General features: G+C 42.9%; 25 protein-coding genes. 11 read left to right on the forward strand and 14 right to left on the reverse strand.

Features of this window, described 5'->3' with window-relative positions:
- Nucleotides 1-112: 112 nt before the first annotated feature.
- Both ACJVC5_RS19095 and ACJVC5_RS19100 read right to left on the reverse strand, forming a co-directional pair.
- A complete protein-coding gene (locus ACJVC5_RS19095; RefSeq protein WP_408097144.1) occupies nucleotides 113-1180 on the reverse strand; it encodes a hemolysin family protein in 1068 nt (355 codons plus the stop codon).
- Entirely contained in the window at nucleotides 1171-1443 is a 273-nt protein-coding gene (locus ACJVC5_RS19100) for a hypothetical protein (RefSeq protein WP_408097145.1), read from the reverse strand. The genes ACJVC5_RS19095 and ACJVC5_RS19100 overlap by 10 nt, the downstream gene beginning before the upstream one ends.
- Before the next feature lie 91 nt (nucleotides 1444-1534).
- Here ACJVC5_RS19100 and ACJVC5_RS19105 point away from each other — a divergent pair, with 91 nt between their 5' ends.
- On the forward strand, nucleotides 1535-2323 hold the full coding sequence (locus ACJVC5_RS19105) for a metallophosphoesterase (protein WP_408097146.1): 789 nt from the start codon (nucleotides 1535-1537) through the stop codon (nucleotides 2321-2323).
- On the opposite strand, the gene ACJVC5_RS19110 is transcribed toward ACJVC5_RS19105, so the two are convergent.
- Together ACJVC5_RS19110 and ACJVC5_RS19115 are read right to left on the reverse strand one after the other, a co-directional pair.
- Nucleotides 2313-3293 (reverse strand): quinone oxidoreductase family protein, encoded by a 981-nt coding sequence (locus tag ACJVC5_RS19110; protein ID WP_408097147.1) that lies wholly within the window; start codon nucleotides 3291-3293, stop codon nucleotides 2313-2315. The two genes, ACJVC5_RS19105 and ACJVC5_RS19110, sit on opposite strands and share 11 nt — an antisense overlap.
- On the reverse strand, nucleotides 3290-4084 hold the full coding sequence (locus tag ACJVC5_RS19115; RefSeq protein WP_408097148.1) for a DODA-type extradiol aromatic ring-opening family dioxygenase: 795 nt from the start codon (nucleotides 4082-4084) through the stop codon (nucleotides 3290-3292). Before ACJVC5_RS19115 ends, ACJVC5_RS19110 begins: the two co-directional genes overlap by 4 nt.
- 138 nt (nucleotides 4085-4222) lie before the next feature.
- Between ACJVC5_RS19115 and ACJVC5_RS19120 the strand changes: the two genes are divergently transcribed.
- Nucleotides 4223-4996 (forward strand): hypothetical protein, encoded by a 774-nt coding sequence (locus ACJVC5_RS19120; protein ID WP_408097149.1) that lies wholly within the window; start codon nucleotides 4223-4225, stop codon nucleotides 4994-4996.
- Between the two features lie 37 nt (nucleotides 4997-5033).
- Here the strand turns inward: ACJVC5_RS19120 and ACJVC5_RS19125 are convergent, their stop codons facing one another.
- The 6 genes from ACJVC5_RS19125 to ACJVC5_RS19150 all read right to left on the reverse strand — a co-directional run bounded on the left by ACJVC5_RS19125 (nucleotide 5034) and on the right by ACJVC5_RS19150 (nucleotide 10288).
- Nucleotides 5034-5309 carry a hypothetical protein gene (locus ACJVC5_RS19125; protein WP_408097150.1) on the reverse strand — a complete coding sequence of 92 codons (276 nt, stop codon included), beginning with the start codon at nucleotides 5307-5309 and terminating at the stop codon, nucleotides 5034-5036.
- Between the two features lie 171 nt (nucleotides 5310-5480).
- The gene (locus tag ACJVC5_RS19130) at nucleotides 5481-5930 is read right to left on the reverse strand and encodes a chemotaxis protein CheW (protein ID WP_408097151.1); all 450 of its coding nucleotides are present in this window, start codon (nucleotides 5928-5930) and stop codon (nucleotides 5481-5483) included.
- A complete protein-coding gene (locus ACJVC5_RS19135; protein WP_408097152.1) occupies nucleotides 5930-7543 on the reverse strand; it encodes a HAMP domain-containing methyl-accepting chemotaxis protein in 1614 nt (537 codons plus the stop codon). The genes ACJVC5_RS19130 and ACJVC5_RS19135 overlap by 1 nt, the downstream gene beginning before the upstream one ends.
- A gap of 142 nt (nucleotides 7544-7685) precedes the next feature.
- The gene (locus ACJVC5_RS19140) at nucleotides 7686-8123 is read right to left on the reverse strand and encodes a chemotaxis protein CheW (RefSeq protein WP_408097153.1); all 438 of its coding nucleotides are present in this window, start codon (nucleotides 8121-8123) and stop codon (nucleotides 7686-7688) included.
- A gap of 1 nt (nucleotide 8124) precedes the next feature.
- Nucleotides 8125-9729: a HAMP domain-containing methyl-accepting chemotaxis protein gene (locus tag ACJVC5_RS19145; RefSeq protein WP_408097154.1), complete on the reverse strand. Its 1605-nt coding sequence runs from the start codon at nucleotides 9727-9729 to the stop codon at nucleotides 8125-8127.
- A 166-nt stretch (nucleotides 9730-9895) separates the two neighbouring features.
- A complete protein-coding gene (locus ACJVC5_RS19150) occupies nucleotides 9896-10288 on the reverse strand; it encodes a PaaI family thioesterase (RefSeq protein WP_408097155.1) in 393 nt (130 codons plus the stop codon).
- Between the two features lie 119 nt (nucleotides 10289-10407).
- Here ACJVC5_RS19150 and ACJVC5_RS19155 point away from each other — a divergent pair, with 119 nt between their 5' ends.
- Genes ACJVC5_RS19155 through fabR form a run of 3 tightly spaced genes read left to right on the forward strand, consistent with a single transcriptional unit; the run spans nucleotide 10408 to nucleotide 13753 of the window.
- Entirely contained in the window at nucleotides 10408-10947 is a 540-nt protein-coding gene (locus ACJVC5_RS19155) for a YbhB/YbcL family Raf kinase inhibitor-like protein (protein WP_408097156.1), read from the forward strand.
- A gap of 48 nt (nucleotides 10948-10995) precedes the next feature.
- Nucleotides 10996-13104, forward strand: a complete 2109-nt coding sequence (locus ACJVC5_RS19160; RefSeq protein ID WP_408097157.1) for a heavy metal translocating P-type ATPase — start codon at nucleotides 10996-10998, stop codon at nucleotides 13102-13104.
- Between the two features lie 4 nt (nucleotides 13105-13108).
- Nucleotides 13109-13753 carry an HTH-type transcriptional repressor FabR gene (fabR, locus tag ACJVC5_RS19165; RefSeq protein ID WP_408097158.1) on the forward strand — a complete coding sequence of 215 codons (645 nt, stop codon included), beginning with the start codon at nucleotides 13109-13111 and terminating at the stop codon, nucleotides 13751-13753.
- On the opposite strand, the gene trhA is transcribed toward fabR, so the two are convergent.
- From trhA to ACJVC5_RS19185, 4 genes are read right to left on the reverse strand one after another with little or no spacing between them, the layout of a single operon-like run.
- Nucleotides 13725-14363, reverse strand: coding sequence for a PAQR family membrane homeostasis protein TrhA (trhA, locus tag ACJVC5_RS19170; RefSeq protein WP_408097159.1), 639 nt, complete (start codon nucleotides 14361-14363; stop codon nucleotides 13725-13727). The two genes, fabR and trhA, sit on opposite strands and share 29 nt — an antisense overlap.
- 41 nt (nucleotides 14364-14404) lie before the next feature.
- Entirely contained in the window at nucleotides 14405-15256 is an 852-nt protein-coding gene (locus tag ACJVC5_RS19175; RefSeq protein WP_408097160.1) for a nitrilase-related carbon-nitrogen hydrolase, read from the reverse strand.
- Nucleotides 15253-15840 (reverse strand): GNAT family N-acetyltransferase, encoded by a 588-nt coding sequence (locus ACJVC5_RS19180; RefSeq protein ID WP_408097161.1) that lies wholly within the window; start codon nucleotides 15838-15840, stop codon nucleotides 15253-15255. The genes ACJVC5_RS19175 and ACJVC5_RS19180 overlap by 4 nt, the downstream gene beginning before the upstream one ends.
- Before the next feature lie 18 nt (nucleotides 15841-15858).
- On the reverse strand, nucleotides 15859-16443 hold the full coding sequence (locus tag ACJVC5_RS19185; RefSeq protein WP_408097162.1) for a hypothetical protein: 585 nt from the start codon (nucleotides 16441-16443) through the stop codon (nucleotides 15859-15861).
- 173 nt (nucleotides 16444-16616) lie between these two features.
- Between ACJVC5_RS19185 and ACJVC5_RS19190 the strand changes: the two genes are divergently transcribed.
- The 6 genes from ACJVC5_RS19190 to ACJVC5_RS19215 all read left to right on the forward strand — a co-directional run bounded on the left by ACJVC5_RS19190 (nucleotide 16617) and on the right by ACJVC5_RS19215 (nucleotide 21679).
- Nucleotides 16617-17609: a nucleotidyltransferase gene (locus tag ACJVC5_RS19190; protein ID WP_408097163.1), complete on the forward strand. Its 993-nt coding sequence runs from the start codon at nucleotides 16617-16619 to the stop codon at nucleotides 17607-17609.
- Nucleotides 17606-18376, forward strand: a complete 771-nt coding sequence (locus ACJVC5_RS19195) for a metallophosphoesterase family protein (RefSeq protein WP_408097164.1) — start codon at nucleotides 17606-17608, stop codon at nucleotides 18374-18376. The genes ACJVC5_RS19190 and ACJVC5_RS19195 overlap by 4 nt, the downstream gene beginning before the upstream one ends.
- A gap of 175 nt (nucleotides 18377-18551) precedes the next feature.
- Nucleotides 18552-19193 carry a hypothetical protein gene (locus ACJVC5_RS19200; protein ID WP_408097165.1) on the forward strand — a complete coding sequence of 214 codons (642 nt, stop codon included), beginning with the start codon at nucleotides 18552-18554 and terminating at the stop codon, nucleotides 19191-19193.
- On the forward strand, nucleotides 19190-19450 hold the full coding sequence (locus tag ACJVC5_RS19205) for a hypothetical protein (RefSeq protein ID WP_408097166.1): 261 nt from the start codon (nucleotides 19190-19192) through the stop codon (nucleotides 19448-19450). The genes ACJVC5_RS19200 and ACJVC5_RS19205 overlap by 4 nt, the downstream gene beginning before the upstream one ends.
- 73 nt (nucleotides 19451-19523) lie before the next feature.
- On the forward strand, nucleotides 19524-20198 hold the full coding sequence (locus ACJVC5_RS19210) for a response regulator transcription factor (RefSeq protein WP_408097167.1): 675 nt from the start codon (nucleotides 19524-19526) through the stop codon (nucleotides 20196-20198).
- Nucleotides 20199-20251: 53 nt separating this feature from the next.
- On the forward strand, nucleotides 20252-21679 hold the full coding sequence (locus ACJVC5_RS19215) for a sensor histidine kinase (protein ID WP_408097168.1): 1428 nt from the start codon (nucleotides 20252-20254) through the stop codon (nucleotides 21677-21679).
- The last annotated feature ends 27 nt before the right edge of the window (nucleotides 21680-21706 follow it).

Below are 21706 nucleotides of genomic sequence, written 5' to 3' on the forward strand. Positions count from 1 at the left end.
CCCTTTGTGTAAGTTATTTACCTATTAATCTTTCAAGAGAATGAGACTTTTGGCCTGTAAAGATTGTGTCAGGATCATGTGATCAATGAATGAAGATTAAAATAAGGGCAGACTAATGAGTGGCCTCTGGTCTACGATATCTCTTCCGCAAAACCCGGTGACGAAGAAAGCCGACTATTCTCTTATCGGTATCTTCATCAATGATATCACCCAGGACCTCATCTATCACATCCTGCAAAGTAAGAATACCGAGAGGGGCCTCTCTTTTACCCACGACCAGCATTTGAGTCTTGTTCATTTTCATTAACTTGAGTGCACTCAAAATTTTAGCACTGGGTTCGACGATGGAAATTGGTCGCACAAAACTAAGCCAGTTGTCTCCTTCACCTGCATTTTGAAGCTGTAAAAATTCTTTCAGATGGAGGTAACCATAGACTTCCCTTTGGTCCATCACGGGAAATCGGGTGCGTCCTTTAGCAAGGATGAAGTCATAAACTTCTGAACCTGATGATTCACTGGAAAGAAATTCAACGTCCTTCCATGGCACCATGGCCTTCTCCACCAGCTTCGCGTCCAGATCAATCAGATTACGGATGTATTCCCTATGCTCACTCAAAAGTCCACTGAGGGAAATTTCAGTTTCACCGTTGATATCATGCTCAACGGGTTCTTCCGGAAAAATAAAATCTACAATGGCGTTAGTGACCCGCTCCATGGGCGTAACTAAGACCCCAAGAATTTTGTCGGCCACTTTTAAAGCAGGTGAAAGAAACAAACAAATGGCATAGGAGTATCTTATCGCAAGAGATTTCGGAACAAGCTCACCTATAATGACAGATAAGACAGTCAGGGGAACCACGACAAAAAAAATGGAAAGTGACTCAGAAACTTTTTCATCAAGTTGAAAACTTGTCATCAACCAAGGAGTCAACGATTCTTCAGCACTGGCACCACTCACTGCCGCCGAAAGCATTCCCACCAAAGTGATTCCGATTTGAACAACTGATAAAATTCTTTCCGGAGAATCCTGCATGTCCAGCAAGAATTGGGCCCTACGATTTCCACCGAGGGCGTCTTTTCTTAGTTTCCGTTTATCAACAGTAACGAAGGCCATCTCAGCACAGGCCAGGACCGCATTCAGTCCGAGACAAAGTATGACAATAAGAAGTGTTAGTCCCACGGCTCCGTGCTCTTAGGTGAAATACCAATGTTGTCATCGTCAAATCCTTTCTCAAATGATTGCTCAAGTGCTTCAAGAATTCGGGCCGATGTTTCAAGGAGGTTTTTCATATTATGAGTTTCAGTAATTTCGGCCTCTGACCAACAATCTTCTTTCAAAGTGGACAGAGAGTTTTTGATGGCAAGAATGCGATGGCGCATGCTCCATTCAAATCTTTCTTCTGGTTCAAAGCTATAGCCAGCATAATCATTTTGTTGTTCCATAGTCTCTCTCCTTAGATTCACTCATCTTACCAAAACAAACCTAAAGCCATTCTTGAGTTCTTCTTTCTCTTTTTGTCATGTATAGAAGGCCATGAGAATTTTTAAGCATTTGATGCTTCTTTTCTTTTTGCTGTCTTGCTCAACTCCCAAGGTGACATATAAGGAATCACTACCAGAAAAAGAAATGAGGTATTGTCTGATGGGAGACTCAGGGAATGCCAGTCCAGCTCAATATGCCATTGCAAAGGCCCTTAAAAAAGAAAACTGTGATCGAATCTTTGTCTTGGGTGATGTCATTTATCGAGATGGAATTAAAAATCAAAATGATCCTGATCTACAAAAAAAGTTCATTCAGGTTTATGAAGGCCTGAATAAAAATTTTACTCTGGTCATGGGGAATCATGATTACAATGGATCAATAAAAAGCTGGAAAAAAGTCTCAGAAAAATATTCCTGGGTATTCTTCCCCAATAATTATTTCCTGCAAAAGATCAATGACACTTGCTTTCTGGTCCTGGACTCAAATCTCTATTCCCGCCCATTGCTCCTTACTGCCGCTTTTAGACAAATGAAATGGATCAATTCCATAAAAGAGGAATTGGAAGGTTGTCGTTTTAGAATCGCACTTGCCCATCATCCTTACTTAAGCCCGTCTCGATCTGCCGAGGGCTTCTTAAAATATTTTTATGAGGACAAGATCATTGGAAAGGTGAATATGCTGGTCACCGGGCATGATCACATTTTGGAAAATGTTGGGCAGACCAAAGGAACCCAACTCTTAATTTCAGGTGCCGGGGGGCAATATGATAAACGTCCCGGTTATCTTATTATCAGAGTTAGTGACAATCTTTACTATCAGTTTAAGGAAGTCACGGAATAAGAATCGTGCTTCCCGTGGTCTTTCTTGATTCAAGTTCCCGATGAGCATCTTGAATCTTTTCCAATGAAAACTTTTGGCCTATCTGAATTTTAATAATTCCTCTGCTCACAAGATCGAAAAGTTCCTGGGATGCGGCAACGAGTTTTTCTCGAGTCGCAATATGAGTGGCAAGCACCGGACGAGTCACATATAAAGACCCTTTTTGAGCGAGAATATTTAGACTCACGCCTGTCACAGCTCCCGAGGCATTGCCGAAGCTGACCATAAGTCCTCTCGGTTCTAAGCAATCAAGTGAAGTTTCCCAAGTACTTTTACCAACGGAATCATAGACCACTTTTACTTTCTTATTATCAGTTAGTTCCAGCACTCTCTTTCTCACATCTTCGGTGGTGTAATTAATCACGTGACTCGCGCCCATCTCCAAAGCGAGTTTTCCTTTTTCCTCTGATCCCACAGTGCCAATAAGGTTTACACCCAGGTGTCGCGCCCACTGACAAGCAATAAGTCCTACACCACCCGCGGCCGCATGAAATAAAATGGTATCTCCCTTTTTTAGTTCATAAGTTTGTCTAAAAAGATATTGGACCGTTAGACCTTTCAGCATCATGGCGGCCCCTTCTTCATAAGAAATGCTCGAAGGAAGTTTTACTAACCAATGCTCGGAAAGAGTTCGAAATTTAGCGTAAGCGCCGATGGGACTATGAGGATAGGCGATCCTATCTCCCACTTTAAATTCAGTCACGCCTTCTCCCACTTCAAGGACCTCTCCTGCCCCTTCAAAACCCAGCCCTGAAGGAAGTCCCATGGGATAAAGTCCGGTGCGATAGTACGTATCAATGAAATTAAGACCGACAGCGTGGTTTTGAATTAAGACCTCTCCCTTACCTGGAGAAGGAACGCTTATCTTTTCAATTTTTAAAACCTCTGCACCGCCGGTTTGATAAAAGCGGACCGCTTGAGTTTCTCTCATAAAGTTAAATCCCCAAATGAGTAAGAGGCCATGGCAACACCAAAGGCCTTGTCTAAAAATATTCTTTTCCCTTTATCCTGAAGGGCCGCACCTGCAACCACCATAAGAGGAATAAGATGATCTTCTCTAGGATGAGCAAGTCTGGCACCTGGAGCCTCGGTCCAATGAAGGAGATGTTCTTTTCTTGCCAAAGGTTCACTTGTGATTGCACCAGTTAACCAGGTCTCAAACATTTCAGACGTGGGACCACCACCATGAAAAAATGCTCGTAGATTATGATAAGAAAGTCCACTCCCAATAATGAGCACTCCTTCCTCTCTTAAAGGAGCAAGGAGTTCTCCGACTTTAAAATGTTCGGCAGGATCAAGATTTGCTTTCAAAGAAAGCTGACCTACAGGAATGTCCGCTTTGGGATACATCAAATGCAAGGGAACAAAAGTTCCATGATCAAATCCTTGAAAAGGATCTTCATTCACATGAATACCTACTGGTGCAAGCAGGGCCTTCACTCGAGTCGCGAGTTCTGGGGCACCAGGTGCGGGATATTTTATTTGGTAAGTATGTGCAGGAAATCCGGAGTAATCATAAATCATAGGAGGTTCGGCAGAAGTAGCGACAGAAAATTGATGCTCTTCCCAGTGTCCGGAAATTGAAAGAATGCTTTTAGGACGAAGAACCTCACCGATTTTTTTCAACCATTGTTCTGTGACTCTAAATTCACTCCGCATGTCTTCAATCCAGGGCCAAGGTCCTCCGCCATGAGAGATAAAAAGCACAGGTAGTTTTTCCATATAACCTTCCTTCTTGGATACATCTTAACTTACTGACTTGATTTGAGAAGATTCAGAGTTTCATGAAATGGTATAAGTCTTGCTCGATTTATCACCAATGGTGACCATTAGGTCGCAGACTAATTATGGAGGATTAATATGAAAACACTCAATCTTGGAGTAATCCTGACGCTAACTGCGGCATTAACAAGCTGTAGTATGTTCAAGTCTACTTCACCAAGTCAACAGCAAGGAACTACATCTAGTGCAGGGACACCGAAAAGTGCCCAAGTACAAACTGAGCAAAAGAACCAAGCGGCCTTTGATAAGGCCAATAGCTTAACCAATGGATGGCCACAAGCATCGGTCACCGCCGCAAGAGAAATGGTTGAGAAACACGGTGATCCTCAAGAGGTCACATCGGATGAATTGATCTGGAGGAATGTTGCCCCATTCAAGAAGATTGTTGTCCACAAAACCGTCTATAATCATAAGTTTCCACTTATGCACCAAAATGCTCTCGAACACGTTGTAGACTACCGTGCCCCTGTTTCTAAAATTGATGATATTTGGAGATACAATGGTTCTGTTGTCCTAGATCGTACAAAGGGTGAAATGTCATCGTTCTCTAATACAGAGGCCGGTAACATTCTTGCGATGAACCTCGCTCACGATATCATGGTTGGTAAACGCGGGGCCGATAATGCCCGCGTGACCTATGGTAAAGAAACATTGAACTATCTGAATGGTAATAAAACTGCCATGACGCAAGTTCTGACATTCGGTGGCCAGTATGAAACTGCTGATGCTGGTGAATCTGTGACAAATAAAATTCGCTGGCAGGGTCTGGAGCCATCACGTAGAGCTCCAGCAGCACCACAAACTTCTACTCTCCGTCAGGCGGAAGAAGAAAGACCTAAAGTGAAGAGATAATTTACGGAAGGCCACCTCTAGGTGGCCTTTTTTTTGTTTACTCGGAAAGACGACCAAAATACATTCCACCCAAATAACCAACGCCCAAAATACAAAGTGTATTTACTGTGACTGATAAAACAGAATGAGTGAAAACCAATTTAAAAAGAAGGAAGGGAACGATAAAAGATGATCCAAGGTAGATCACCAAGAACAGCTTATTATAATTTATCTTCAAAACAGCACCACAAGAAGAGCACTGATACTTTCTCTTAACCAAATCGTTCCATTTGAAAACGTATTCGGCCCGGCACTGAGGACAAAACTTACTCATGCTAATACTGTTAAAGTGTTTTAATATTTTTGGAAGATAATTTTTCATAATTTAAAATCATCTGCTCCATTACACGAGCGGAATACTGACCTTAACTCAAGATCAATATTCCGCCCCTATGCTTCAGAGAAAAACATCAGAAACGTGTTGGCATAACATTTGACCTTAAAGTTAAGCAGCAGTCTTTAACAGCTCAACATTATTCTCAGATAAAAAACAGTTCTTTACTTCAATCAAAAGCACTAAGTTTTCTTCAATTTTTCCAATGGCCTTAACAAACCCACTCCCCTCACTCTCATGCAAAGTAGTGTCAATCTGATCAGCGGTAAGGTCTGTGACCGTATCCACTGAATCCACAACCAGTCCCATGCGTTTTGTTTCGTGCTCGATCACAATGATACAAGTGTCTTTGGTATGTTCGGTCTCTTGAACTCCCAATCGGATTCTAAGATCCATAATGGGAATAATGTGATCGCGCAGATTAATGACTCCCACCATATAAGGTGGAACATCCGGCAGTGCCGAGATGGGTTGCATGTGCTTGATCTCCCTTACGGAATGAATCTCCAATCCATACACGTTCTGCTTCACCTTAAAAGTTAAATACTGTCCTGCTTTCATTAGAATCCCTCCGCTTTACCTACTGTTAAAGCATCATCATCATCGTCCATTGGGAAGAAATTATCCTTTGTCTTTTTGGTATTAGAGACTCCTTTTAACTTAGAGGCCTTTTTTACGACCTGTGCAGTTTGCGTTTTGACGACGGCCCTTTCTACTCCAGTGGTTTTCCCTTCAATAAATTTTTTCATATCAAACACAAGCTCTGAAAGGCATTCTGCTTGAGAAGACATTTCGGCCGCAGATGAGGCCACCTCTTCAGATGATGAAGCATTACTTTGAATTGCTTGATCTAGGTGATTCATGGCCTTAGAAATTTGCTCAATACCACTTGCCTGCTCTTGAGAGGCAGCAGAAATTTCAGAGTTAAGGTCAGCGACCTTTTTTACTGAATTCAGAATTTCTTTCAGGGAAGAGCCCGAAGTATCAGCAATATGAACACCCTCTTCCGTTTTCTCAACGTTTTCTTTAATAAGAACATTAATGTCCTTCGCCGCTACCGCTGATCGTCCTGCAAGGTTTCTGACCGCATCTGCCACAACAGCAAAGCCTTTCCCCTGCTCACCGGCACGGGCGGCCTCTACGGCAGCGTTAAGAGCAAGGAGGTTTGTTTGAAAAGCAATATCATCAATCACATTGATGATCTCTTCAATCTTCTTCGATGACTTGGACATGTCACCCATGGCCGTGATCAATCGTGAAATATCTTTTTCACCCTGCTCGGCCGATGTAAGCGATTTCTGAGAAAGTGAATTGGCCTCTTTGGCATGATCGGAATTCAACTTCACCATACTTGAAAGTTCTTCTAGGGAAGAAACTGTCTCTTCTAACGATGCCGCCGATTCAGTCGCCCCTTGAGATAGTTGAGATGAGGCAGAAGTAAGCTGTTGGCTGGCACTTGCTGTTTGAGAAGAAGAACCCAGGATGTTCTCGGCGATTTTTGAAATGGTATTGCTGATCGTTGTTGAAAAATAAAGCCCAATACCAACCGCGAAGATGACACCGACAATTGAAAAAGTTAGACCCAGAAGACTTGCTGTTTTATAAGCATCAGTTGCAATTGCCGCTCGTTCTTTTGAGATTTTTGACTGGAAGGCCATCAAGGCCTCAAAGGCCTTACGGATATTTCCACGAAGTGCTCTCAGGTCTTCATCAATAAATTTCTTGGCATCGTCATAACCATTTTTTGTCGCGCGAACCTGATCCAGCATCTTAAAATACTTGGTCGTACCCACCTGATAATTTGTCCAGGCAGCCCAAACGGCCTCATAGAGTTGCTCTTCACCTGGTTCAAATGGAGTAGCGCGATACTCTTTATCAAGACGAGTAAAGCGCTCAGTTTGCTCTTTAAAACCTGTCGATGCGCGATCATAGGTTTCCTGATCACTATAAACAGATAAAAGTCCTCGGAACAATTGTCGATTTGCTTCCTGGCCGGCATCGTTCAATTCACTCACTTTTTGAATGTTATCGACGAGGACATCAGAAATGTAGCTGTACTCTCTTTGAACTTTGTTCATTGAAAAGTGGCCCACGGCCGCTACAACGATTACGAATAACGAAACGAAGGTAAACGCAAACAGCAGTTTTGCCTTCAAACTTGAATTGCCTAACATACTCACCCCTTCATGGACACGTTTTGATTAGGTCATCGTATCGGATGAGTACGTAGTTTTACTTACTACTATATTTTTCTTGATCAGATCTCATAAGATTGCAGGCACATATACGTGCCTGCCTTATTTAGTCCGGTTATTTTTAAGCGGCAGTTTTACTCCTCTGATTCCAATCCATCTGAAAGAAATTTTTTGTATCAATTAGCATAATAAGAGAATCATCTAGCTTTCCAATCCCTCGAACAAATCCCTCATCTTGAAGAGACTCTTCAATTTGATTTTGAGCAAAGTCAGTCACTGTTTTTACAGCATCCACGATGAGCCCAAGCTGCTTCGATTCGTGCTCTACTACAATGAAGCAAGTATCTTTTGTGTAAGACGTATCACTGATACCCAATCTTATTCTTAAATCCATGATGGGAATAATTCGGTCTCTGAGATTAATGACTCCCACCATATAAGGTGGGACGTCTGGTAAGGCAGAGATAGGTTGCATATGCTTGATCTCTTTCACTGAGCGGATATTGATTCCATAGAAATTCTCATTCAACCTAAAAGTGAGATACTGGCCCGCATTCATATTAGAACCCCTCTGCTTTTCCAAATTTTGTTTCTTCTTCTTCATTCATCGGGAAGAAATCATCTTTTGGCTTTTTGACCACTGGTGCAGGAACCACTTTCAATTTCGGTTGGACCTTAGGGGCCTTTTTCACAGGCGTGATGGTTTCTCCAGCAGTGGCACCTTCAATAAATTTTTTCATGTCGAAAACGAGTTCAGATAAACACTCGGCCTGGTTCGACATTTCTGAGGCCCCTGAGGCAACTTCTTCAGAAGAAGTGGCATTGCTTTGAATCGCCTGGTCCAGATGATGCATGGCCTTTGAAATTTGTTCGATACCGCTTGCCTGCTCTTGTGAAGCGGCAGAGATCTCAGAGTTAAGGTCGGCCACTTTTTTCACTGAATTTAAAATTTCTTTCAGTGAAGCCGCAGAGGTGTCGGCGATGTCAACGCCTTCGTCGGTCTTTTCCACGTTCTCTTTAATCAGGGTGTTGATATCTTTAGCAGCAACGGCCGAACGACCAGCAAGATTTCTTACTGCATCGGCAACGACAGCAAATCCCTTCCCTTGTTCACCAGCACGGGCCGCCTCAACTGCGGCGTTCAATGCTAAAAGGTTCGTTTGAAAAGCGATGTCGTCAATCACATTGATAATTTCTTCGATTTTTTTAGAAGATTTCGACATCTCACTCATGGCCGTAATGAGTTTACTGATTTCACGCTCACCTTGTTCAGCTGATGATAGTGAACGCTGGGAAAGTGAATTGGCCTCTTTGGCATGATCAGAGTTAAGCTTCACCATCGAAGAGAGTTCTTCGAGGGAAGAAACCGTTTCTTCAAGGGATGCCGCTGATTCTGTGGCCCCTTGAGAAAGTTGCGAAGATGCAGAAGTTAACTGTTGGCTCGCGGCCGCAGTCTGAGAAGAAGAATTAAGAATGTTTTCGGAGATCTTACTGATGGTCTTACTGATTGAGGTCGCGAAATAAAAACCAATACAAATGGCAGAAAGAATTCCCACCACCGCAAAAGTAAAGCTTAGGGTGCTCGCCAAATTATAGGCCTCAGTTGCGACAGTAGAACGCTCTTTAGAGATTTTTGTTTGGAATGCCATGAGAGCTTCAAAGGCCTTCCTAGTATCAAGTCGCAATTGACGAAGATCCTCACTTAGAAACTTCTCCGCCTGAGGAAGAGATCCCGCTCCTGCTCGCACCTGGTCCAGCATTTTGAAATACTTTACAGCACCGGCCTCATAGGCAAGCCACTTACTCCAGACTCCTTCATATAGTTGCTCTTCTCCCACTTCAAAAGGAGTTGAACGATATTGCTTGTTGAGTTCGGCCATTCTCACGGCCTGATCTGAAAATCCTTTCGAGACTCTTTGATAGTCTTCAAGGTTTCCATTTACGGTCATATAACCACGAAACAGATAACGATGGGCCTCATGACCAGCATCATTGAGTTCACTTACCTTTTGAATGTTATCGACGATGATATCAGAGATGTAGCTATATTCTGTTTGGACTTTTTTCATAGAAAAATATCCAACGCCAGAAACAACGACAACGAATAGAGAAACAAATGAAAAGGCCATCAAGAGTTTGGCCTTTAGACTAAATTTTTTAAACATGATTCTTCCTCCGACGTTCTGCTTTGTGGAGTTAATCTATCGGAAGTGAGTTAAGAAAAATTTAAGGTTTCATTTAGAATAAAAGGATAAATTTATAAGTACTGGAAAGTGTCAGTTGAACTAAGGGCCGGTTTTAGAAGGCCCTTAATAATATTGTAAAGATTTCTTAAGACTTCGGGTTATCAGTCACAAGCATTGTGATTCTTCCAGATGAAACCAATTTCCCATTTTGATTTGAAATGTTCACGTCCCAAATATGTGTGGTTCTTCCTAAATGAACCGCTTCACTCTTCGCCGTTAAAACATCTCCTGGACGAGCAATCGACAAGTGGTTGGCACTCACCTGAATGCCGAAAGAGTTTTGTTTTTTAGTATCAATGAGTAAATAAGAACTAAAACTTCCAACTGTCTCAATTAAAACCAGCGATACTCCTCCGTTCATAATATTACCGGGGCGAAGATGACGATGATCTACCGTCAAGGTCGCTGTCACAGATTTGTCTTCAATCTTCGTCATCGAAATTCCCAGGGCACCTGAGAGTTGATTTTCGACTGCCATTTTATTTATTGTCTCTATATCCATATACCCACCTTTAAAGCTCTATTATAGAAGACGCCCTTGGCCTTGTCTAATTTGCTGCTTCGTTATGTAATTTTCCCAATCAAAAAGGAGCTTCTATGAAACTAGTATTTTCACTCGCACTATTGTTCAGTACCCAGCTAGTACTTGCCGCGGGATTCACACTTAAAACCACTTCTTTTGACCCAAAAAAGCCACTTCCTAATAAGCAGGTTTTCAACGGATTTGGTTGCACTGGTGAAAACATCTCACCTGCTCTTGAATGGTCAGGTGCTCCTAAAGGCACAAAAAGCTTTGCTATTACAGTTTATGATCCAGATGCGCCGACTGGTAGCGGCTGGTGGCACTGGACCGTTGTTAATATTCCCGCTTCTGTCACAAAAATCGAAGAAGGAGCGTCTAATAATCAAAAACTTCCAGAAGGTGCTGTCGAAGGCAGAACTGACTATGGAAAACCAGGCTTCGGTGGCGCTTGTCCTCCTCCTGGAGACAAACCTCACCGTTATATCTTTACCGTTTATGCACTTAAAACAGACAAGCTTGACGTAAACGCAGAATCTTCAGGAGCATTAGTTGGTTTCAACTTAAATGCTAACTCTCTTGGTAAAGCGACCTTCACAGTTAAATACGGTCGATGACCTTTTCTGCCAATGATGTCTAAGCTATGATCTGTACAGAGGATCTATATGCAGAATCTAAGCTTAGACATCAAAGGCATGACCTGTGCCTCTTGTGTAAACCGAATCGAAAAAGCTCTCAAAAAAAATTCCGGCGTCATTAATGCCTCAGTCAATCTCGCCACTGAAAAAGCGCAGATTGAATTTGATCAGTCCAAATTAAACCCTAATCAAATTATCGAAATCGTTTCCAAGGTCGGCTACGAGGCCTCGCTTCCAACATCCAAACCAGCGGACAAGGAAGACGAAATTCAAAGGGAGATGTTTAAGGTCATCTTGGCCGCGATGCTCTCATTCCCCTTAATGCTTCCTATGTTTTCATCTATTCATTTGTCCGCATGGACACAATTAATACTGGCCACTCCTGTGCAGTTTATTTTGGGAGCGAGATTTTATCTTTCGGGTTGGAGGGCCTTGAAGGCCATGTCTGGAAACATGGAACTTTTAGTGGCGATTGGAACCAGTGCCGCTTTTGGTTTAAGTCTCTATCTCATGTCACAAGATCTCTCGAACCACCTTTATTTTGAAAGTGGCTCCATCATCATAACGCTAGTGCTATTCGGGAAATATCTTGAGGCCAGAGCAAAACAACAAACTACGAAGGCCATCCGATCATTAGAGGCCCTTCAACCTTCGAAAGCCCGAGTCTTGAGAAACCGAGGCGAAGTTGAGATCGCCTTAGGCGACATCAAAAAATTAGATGTGGTCATTGTTCGTCCTGGAGAAAGAATTCCAGTGGACGGAAAAGTTATTTCTGGATCAAGTGAAGTCGACGAATCTCTCATTACCGGAGAGAGTCTTCCGGTTGAAAAGAATCTCTCAGACAAAGTGATCGGAGGTTCCATTAATGGCCATGGTCTTCTGCAAATTGAAGTGACCGCGGTTGGTTCTGAGACCATGCTTGCTCGTATCATTCGTATGGTGGAAGACGCGCAAGTGAAGAAGGCCCCCATTCAACGGTTAGTGGATAAGGTCAGTGCCTACTTCGTTCCGATTGTTTTAGGTATCGCAGTGGTAACCATTCTCGTCACGGGTTTCATGACTGGTGATTGGGAAAAGGCCATCATTCATGGAGTGGCAGTACTGGTGATTGCTTGTCCCTGTGCTCTGGGACTCGCGACTCCAACTTCAATTATGGTGGGAACAGGTGTTGCGGCCAGTGCAGGAATTCTCATTAAAGATGCAGAGGCCTTGGAAGTGACACATAAAGTGAATATGGTGGTCTTTGATAAGACCGGAACTCTCACTTCAGGAAAACCATCAGTGGCCCATTTATCTGATGAAAAACTCCTTCCGGTTCTTGCCGCCATCCAATCTGGCAGTGAACATCCGCTTGCTCATGCGGTTTTAAATTATGCCAAAGAGAAAAACACTTCCTACTCACCTGCTCAAGACATAAGGGCGATTGTTGGGCAAGGAGTGGAGGCCACGGTTGATGGTGTAGCTTATATTCTTGGTAGTAAAAAAATTCTGAGCGGGAAAAACCTGACCCGTGCTCATGAACATGAGCTTAAAGGTGAGACCGTTTCTTATCTCATTAAGAAAGAACCGTTTGAAGTTTTAGGATTTATTACTTTTCACGATACCATTAAACCTGATGCTCAGTTGGCAGTTAATAAACTTCACGATCTTGGCATTAAGTCCATGATGCTGTCCGGAGATAATCAAGGAAGTGCTGAAACGGTAGCGCGCTCTCTTGGCATTGATAAAGTGAAGGCCGAAGTTCTTCCAGGCGATAAGGCCAGTGTGATTCAAGATCTTAAAAAAGATGGTCTCATCGTCGCGATGGTTGGTGACGGCATCAATGATGCTCCAGCACTCGCCTCTGCAGATGTGGGAATGGCCATGTCTACGGGAACTGATGTGGCCATGCACACTTCGGGCATTACTCTCATGCGTGGGAATCCTGCTCTCATTGCCAGTGCAATTTCCATTTCTCAGAAGACCTACCGGAAAATTCAGCAGAATCTTTTCTGGGCCTTTATTTATAACGTGATCGGCATTCCTTTAGCGGCCCTGGGATATCTTAGTCCGATGGTGGCCGGAGCGGCGATGGCATTAAGTTCGGTCAGTGTGGTGACAAACTCTTTACTTTTAAAACGTTGGAAACCAGAATAGTTTCATGCGTGAACGTCTGGAACAAAAACAAAGAACCCGCAGAAACTTAATTGAAGCGGCCCTAAAACTCAGTGGTGAACAAGGATTCTCTTCTTTGAGTCTTCGTGAAGTTGCCAAAGAGGCAGGTATCACTCCAGCAGGTTTCTATCGTCACTTTCACGACATGGAAGAACTTGGTCTCGCCTTAATTGATGAAGTGGGCCTCTCTCTTCGTCATCTCCTCCGTGAAGCACGCCGAAACATTGATAAAGAAGGCAGTGCGGTTCGCTCATCGGTTGAAACTTTTATTGAATACATTACTGAGAATTCAAACCTCTTTCGTCTGCTTCAAGGTGAACGCCAAGGAAGTTCTCAGGCCTTTAGAAAGGCCCTCTTCGCTGAGATAAATCGTTTTATTGAGGAAGTGACAGAAGATCTGGATCGCGGATCAAAACTTCTCGATCAGCCATTGATGGATGTGGGTCTGGCCGCCGAGGCGATTGTGGCAGTCGCCTTCACAGTAGGAGCTGAAGCGATTGATCTTCCTAAGCACCGTCGCCAAGAGCTCATTGAAAGGCTTATTAAAGAAGTAAAAATGATTCTTCGCGGGGCCCGAATCCAGGAAAAACCAAAGAAAAAAGTCAGTAAGAAAAGTTCCCGCCGTAAATAACGGCCACAAAATGAAAAATACTTCCAAGCAAAACAAATAAGTGCCAAATGGCATGAGTGTAGCGGTATTTTTTGGCCAGATAGAAGACCGTACCAAGAGTGTAAGTCAGCCCACCGACGATCAACCAAGTAAGACCTTCGGGAGGAAGTGATGCTTTTAAAGGAACATAAGCAAAGATGATGATCCAGCCCATTCCTACATAGAACAAGGTTGAAAGAACTTTAAAGCGTCCGGTAAAGAAGACCTTGAAGACGATACCGAGAATCGCCAAAGACCAAATCACGGCCAACAAGATATAACCAATATTCCCTTTTAAATTGAGCATGAGAAAGGGTGTATAGGTTCCCGCGATTAAAAGATAAATGGATGAGTGATCAAAAATCTTAAACAAGCTTTTTACTTTGGGAGAAGGAAGAGCATGATAAAGAGTTGATGAGGTATAAAGCAGTATTAAAGAGAAGCCATAGATCAAATAGCTAATAATATGAGAAAGAGTTCCAAAGTAACTTCCCAAGACGCAAAGAACCGACAGGGCCGAAATCCCAAAAATGACCCCGATACCATGGGTGACAGCATTAAATATTTCTTCTTTGAGCGTATACCCTTTCATGATTTTGAGTATACACTCGTTTACCGAAAAGGACAAACCACCTAACGGCGACTTAGCCTTAATTGTGTCTTAATCCGCTCGTGAAAGGGCTTAGTTTCTGAGTTTCTTTCCTTTAATTTCTTTAACATAGGAATATTTAACTCATGTTGAGCAACTATATGTTTACTGGTTGAATACTCGGAATAAGTTTCCTGCTCTACTGTAATGTCTTCCTGGGCCGGAAGAAAAAGTCCGGATCTTCCTTCATTGTGATCAATTAACTCAACCACACTGTCTCCAATCAATAAGGCCGTCACAACTGCTGCACCTAATTCGACAGAACGGGCAGAGGCACAGCGATTAACTCGCTGACTACCGTTCTTATTTGTCGTCGCGGAAGGGACAAGAACAAGATCAACGACCTCCTCTTTAAGTTTTACTGCGAGATCAGGTTGTTCACTATCAAAACAAATTACCACCGCAGTTTTAAGCCCTTTGAATTCGAAAACTCGCAGTTCTTCGCCAGGAGTAAAATCTGTCTCCCAAGGTGTAAGATACAATTTGTCTTGGAAAAGCCACTCTCCATGAAGAAGAACGGGTGAAGAATTAAAAACTTTATTGTCTGCCTTTCTAGGGGCCGATCCTAGAACAACTAATACATCTTTTTGATACAGATGCTTCTTCACATCCGGCAGAAGATCTTGGGCGACATAGTCTGCCACTTTCTCAATCTGATCCTTAGGATCGAGACTCGGGAAATACTTACCAAGACCCATGAGAAAAAACTCTGGATAAAGAATGACTTCAGCGCCACTTAAGACACATTTTTCAATTTCACCCAAAAGCTTGCTCTTCCACTCTAGAATGGATTCAGGATCATGGGATAAAGAATAACTGATGACGGAAATTTTCATAAACTTTTCATCCAAAATTGCATCTTCTTCGTGGTGGGTTCTGTCTCGTTTCGGTCCTGCCACTCGTACTGAGTGATGAGACCTGGAACTTTTTGAAAACCCTGCTGATGCCAAAAAGTATCGAGGGGTTCATAGTCTTTCGGTCTTAACGGATGATCCACCGCTCTTTCCACTGCACAAAAGGACAACTTTTCAATAAACGGAAGTGAACGAGCATAGGCCTCGCGCTCCTGGAAAAATTTTTTACCGATGCCCTTGCCACGGTACTCATTCAAGAGAACCGATTCACCAAAATAGAACACCTTTGATGGATCAAATCCAGCATCCAGGAAAGGTCTTCGAAAATTCTCCTCTTCTTCCTGGGCCCAAATGCCAGTTGTGGCACCTACAATCTTGTCACCATCCTGGACGAGAAATATGAAAGAGTGACGTGCTTTAAAATAAGTTTCGAGATAATTTTTTTCATACTCAAGAGTCCCCTCATATAGATAAGGAAAATCCCAGAATACTTTTAGACGGAGGGCCGCAAGCTCATTAACAAATGCTCTCGCTTCCTCTCCTGAAAGACGAAGATAGTTTAGCATGAGGTGAGTATAGATGAATTAAGGCTGAAATTCGACCTTTTTAAAGGTACCGTCCCACGACAAAAAACTTACTCCTGGCGAAAGAACCATCTTTCTGAATTCTTTACCGTTAGCAGCAACTTTTGGAGAGGCGTAAGTCGAATCAAAACTGAGATTCACATTGCTAAGTTTGTCGGGCCTCACGGCCGAACGATAGCCCAATTTGAATTTGAAATCGTCACCGCTGTTAAACGGCTCACCTTTAGAAAGAACAATGGCCTTACCGGGAATGTCCTTGTTCTCATAAATAAGTTCTTTCCCTTGAGCAAGCTCTTCGAAGGTAATGGTCTTCGTTACTTCACCACCCTTGTTCTTATAAGAAAGCTTCAAAATTTTGGGCTCACCTTTCTCATAATAAACGGCGATCTTTCCTTCACCATCCATGTTTACTTTCATGTCAAAAATGTTTTTATACATTCCATTTTCAACTTTTTTGTAAGCATCAATGAACTGAGTAACTGTGCCCGCTTCACTACCGGTCAAACACTCGATAGGATCTTGAGCATAAGCTCCAGTGGAAGAGAATAGAACAACAGCAAAAAAGTATAGTTTGAAGTTTTTCATAAAGTACTTTTCGACTGCTGACCAAAAAACTTGAAGGCCCGAAGAGACCGACTATCAAACTCGGACAAGAGTCATTTTCTCGCGATCTGGGACACATTGCCTCATCGTTTACCTATTAATACCGCATTATGATTGGCCCATTTTTTGAACTCCTTTTCCGCAGGGGGTCTCTTATGGATATCAAAAAGAATTTGAGTCATGCGGAAGAAAAGGCCCAGGTTGAGCGTGATTATCACGATCATAACTTGAGCGATCTTGCTGAACTCAACAAAGTTCTTTTCACGGCCATTGAAACGCTGGAGCAGAACTCTATCCCTTATGCCCTCATTGGGGGAGTTGCTGCAAAAAGTCTCGGAAGACCGAGAGTGACCCACGATATTGACCTTTTTGTGAGGCCTGACGATGCAGACAGGGTCCTGGAAGTGTTAGAAGGAAAAGGGTTTTCCACTCAAAAGCGCGATCCCTTCTGGTTATTCAAGGCCTGGAGTGATGAGATTTTAGTGGATGTCATTTTTAAATCCAGTGGAGACATTTATTTTGATGAAGAAGTGCGTTCCCATGTAAGACGGGTGCCCTATCTCCATAGTTATGTGAATGCCATAAGCCCAGAAGATTTTCTTGTCATAAAAGCAGCTGCCCATCAGGAGCATAATCCTCATCATTGGCATGATGCTTTGGCGGTCTTGAAACAAGGAAATCTGGATTGGGAGTATCTTTTAAAAAGGGCCAAGCACGCACCTCGAAGAATTCTTGCGCTTCTTATCTACGGACAATCAAATGACATTGCTGTTCCCAATGAGGTCATTCAAAAACTTTATCGAGGCGTTTTTGAATCTCCCGTCTATACACCGGAGTCAATTATTTATCCTTATCGCCATGATCTTACCCATATGATGACGACCACTTCCGAAGAAGGAACTGAGTCTCCAATTTATGTGAAGGGAAAAATCATGGAGGCCCTTACCACCGATGAAAGAATTGCTGAACATGATGTAAAAGTTGTGGTCTCAGACAAAACCATTGTGGCCAAGGGTGAGGTATTTACCGAAGAGCAAAAAGAAGCAGTGGATGAAGTGATTCGTGAAATGGCCCCTAATTATGAATGCAAAAATTTGGTCAACGTACGAATTCTTCATGCACCAGAAGGAAGTGAGGCGATCAAATGATCAGAATAGCTGCTGCCGGCGATGTTCATTTCGACCGGAAATCACACAATCGTCTGGCCCAACATTTTATAGGCTTGCAGGAGAGGGCCGATGTTTTTCTTCTTGCCGGCGACCTGACTCAAACCGGTCATCCGGAGGAAATGAAAGTTCTCGCGGAAGATCTGAAGAAATGCCCTATCCCTATTGTGGCAGTTCTCGGTAACCACGACTATCACGTGGATCAAGTAGAAACGGTTTTAGGCATTCTTAAAGAGGTAGGAGTCACCGTTCTTGAAGGAACTTCTGTCACTTTAAACATAGGTGGTTATTCCGTTGGTATTGCAGGTGCCAAAGGCTTTGGCGGAGGATTTGTAGGTGCCTGTGGTTCAGATTTCGGTGAACCTGAAATGAAGGCCTTTATGCGACATTCGAAGGCCCACGCTCGAACTCTTGAAAACACCATTAAAGAACTTGAGACGGACTATAAAATCGTTCTTCTTCACTACTCACCTACTGCGCAAACTTTGGTGGGAGAGAAAAAAGAAATTTATCCATTTCTGGGCTGCTATTATTTGGCCGAGGCCATAGACTATGGCAAGGCCGATATTGCCTTTCACGGTCATGCTCACGGGGGAGTTGAAAAAGGTGAAACTCCTGGTGGCATTCCTGTCAGAAATGTTGCCCAACCTGTGATCCGTCACGCCTTTAATATCTATACACTGGAAAAAAACATCGAATTCATTGTTTCTGAAAAAAGGCAAATGAGTTTTAATCCAGCAATGTCTTGAAATACCCTACACTAAATTATTGAGAGAATGTGGAATCTGAAAACAAAACTTCAGATTCCACAAGTTCTTCATGACTTAGATTTTTCCGATAAATTTTCTTCGGAAAGTCTTACCTCCTTTTGAGAGCAAATTCCTTCGTGGCAACATCTCTTCCGATGTTGACCAAGGAAGGACAATGAAAAAGTTGACGGTACTCATTCTCTTGATGTCGCTGATGAGTACGGCCTGTAATAAATCAGATGGAAGCGACGACCCAGGAACTTTTTATGATGCCAGTATTTATGGAGATTATTCGGAGGACGACCCCGTTCCTTCCGAGGCCCTGAATTTCCAAAGCAATGTCACGTTTGTGAATTTCACTGCAAGTCAGCGGGAGAAGATGGAGAGGGCCATTGAGATCATCAAACTGGTTGTGGCCACAGATGAATTTAAGAATCGCATCTTGAACTACACTTATGATGGGAAAAAGCAATTTGTGGATAATGGTGGCTATACCAATGGTCAGATTTATCAACTCATTCTTAACGCTGCGGAGACGCTTCAGCCTTCAAAAAATAATATTATGGATGCCGAGGTTGAACTCTACTATGAAAACAATAATGTTGTTGGTTACACCTACCCGAATACCAGACGTATCTGGGTAAACACCAAATATTTTAATAGCTATACTGCTGCCGGGGTCGCCCACAATCTTTTTCATGAATGGCTCCACAAGTTGGGTTTCACTCATGCGGTCAACTATACATCAAGTCGTAATTCGTCAGTTCCCTATGCCATTGGAAATATCGTGGGAGATATTGGAAGGAATTTTTTATGAAAATATTTGTCATCGCGATCATCGGTCTTTCTCTGCATGCCTTAGCAGATATGGAACATAAAACGGGCCAAGGGAATGCGCCTTCAACCAAAGAACTTAGCATGTCCCGAGGTTGCTTTCATGAAATCGCGGAAGAAGGATGCGGCCATCCGATTGAAGACCAGGAGTTTTTTAACACCTGCTTATCAGACAAAATTTCTGAGTTAAGTGATGGTTGTCAAAACTTCTTCGGAAAACTATATGGAAAAAAGAAATAACAAATTGGAGAGAAAAAGTTTTTTAGTTGTTCTTATGGTGACAACCTGTAACATTCACACCCTAGGAGAATAAATGCCAAAAATTTTAATTGTTGAAGACGATCCTCAAATCACAAAAATCTTAAAACTAAATCTAAAACTAAGCGGCTTCGAAACTGATAATGCCATGACCTTTCAGGATGCCTGGCAGAAAATCAACGCTGATCATTTCGATCTTCTGCTTTTAGATATTGGTCTTCCCGATGGGAACGGCCTGGATCTTTGTCAAAAAGTCCGTGAAAGTGGAAACGATGTTCCCATTGTTTTTCTAAGTGCTCTGACAGATGAAGCAACAGTGGTGAGAGGAATTAAAAACGGTGCTGATGATTATCTTCGTAAACCTTTTGGTCTTGAAGAATTGAAAGTACGCGTGAATAAATTTGTCAAAAAACTTGCTCCCCATCTTCAGGTGGTGAAGTTCGGTGATCTCACCATTGATCCTGTTAAGCGTGTTGTGACAGTGATGGGAGAAATGATTACCTTAGGTAGAAAAGAACTCGACATCTTGACTCTCCTTGCTCGTAAGGCAGGTGACATTGTGACTCGAGAAAATATCCTTTCTACTCTTTATGAAAATGCTGACCTGTATGACCGGACAGTGGACTCTCATATGAGTCATCTTCGTCGAAAGATCCGTGAAGTGGCAGGGCAGACCCTACAGATCAGCTCTGTATATGGACTAGGATATCGACTGGAATGGAAGGCATAAAGAAAACCGGCTTTTATTTAAAACTCTTCTTTTGGAGCGTCATGGGCGCTCTTATGATCAGTTTAATTTCTCTCTACACGCTGGTCAGAATTTCTGACGTGGCCGTGGGTGATTACCGCTTGGGTTATCTCTTGTACATCGGCCGCTCAATAGAGAAGTCGAACAACTATCGTCCAGTTTCTAAGATCAATGTAAACAAAGTGAAGGATCCCCCACTTCCCCAGGGGGACACGCTTAATCTTTTAAAGCTGACTGAATTCGGCCCAGACTTGGGTGAATCTGCGACGACCAATGAGAAAAGAACCAGACCGCTTCTGTGGCTTGCATCTCAGGAAGGTATCATCCTTTCCAGTAATACTGATGCTCCCCTTCCCATTGATTGGAGGGACTTAAAGCTGCCTAAAAAGATTCACGGCATGGAGTCTAACGAGTCCAATATTCTTGAGCCGAAGACTTTTGTGGTAAAGTTAAATACAACTCCCACCACTTATTTGATCTCCCATAATGAGAGAACACTCTTTCAAGGTCCCTACCTCCTGATTCAAGGGACGCATACATTTACCACTGCTGCCTTGGCGGTGTTCCTAGCACTTTCCATTAGTTTTTATTATCTTCGTCGGAAATCAAATGAGGCGAGAAAAGTTCTGGCACGTCTTGAGGCAGGTGACCTAAAGGCCCGCTTTGAAATCAATCGCTATGATGAATTCGGGAACCTTATTCTCGACTTCAATCGTATGGCGGATGAAATTGAAAAGCTGGTTAAGCGCGTCCAGGACACAGAGGTCTCACGTACCAATCTTTTACAAGAGCTTGGACATGATCTTCGAACTCCAATGACCAGTCTTACCACGGCCTTTGAAACGCTGAAACTCCATCATGACCAGCTCTCTTCGGAAGATTGCCAGGAGATCTTTGCCATGATCACAACTGACATTCGTTACTTTAAGGAGTTGTTAGACAAACTCACTCTTGTGGCCACCATTGATGGCCCTCATTACAAAGCATCAACTGAAACCATTGATCTCAACTCACTCCTTCAGACTGAATTGTACTCTCGTCAGATCGCCGCAGGACATGTCCTTAGCTGGAAATTTGTTCAGAACGATTCGGTCACGCCCTACATTTTAGGAGACTCGCATCTTATCACGCGCCTTTTCCGAAATGCTTTCGACAATGCTTCCCGATATGCGGCCAGTAACATCACGGTGAAGATCAATGTACAAAAAGAAAAGGTCGAAGTCCTGGTGATGGATGATGGTCCAGGTCTTACTGCTGAATCACTGCAATCATTTGGTAAACGTCGTGAACGTCGTCAACGTAAAGAGAAAGATCCGAATGATTTTTCACTTGGTCTTGGTTCGGTGATCATGAAAACCATCACCCAAGTTCATGGTGGTACGATTGAAATGATGAATCTTATCTCGCAAGAAGAGATACAAGGCGCTTGCCTTAAAGTTACATTTCAGAAGGCCCAGGCATAAATTGCCGGCCAACTCCTTCCACAGTCA

Origin of the sequence: Peredibacter sp. HCB2-198 (assembly GCF_045999315.1) — a bacterium.
Classification (GTDB): Bacteria; Bdellovibrionota; Bacteriovoracia; order Bacteriovoracales; family Bacteriovoracaceae; genus Peredibacter.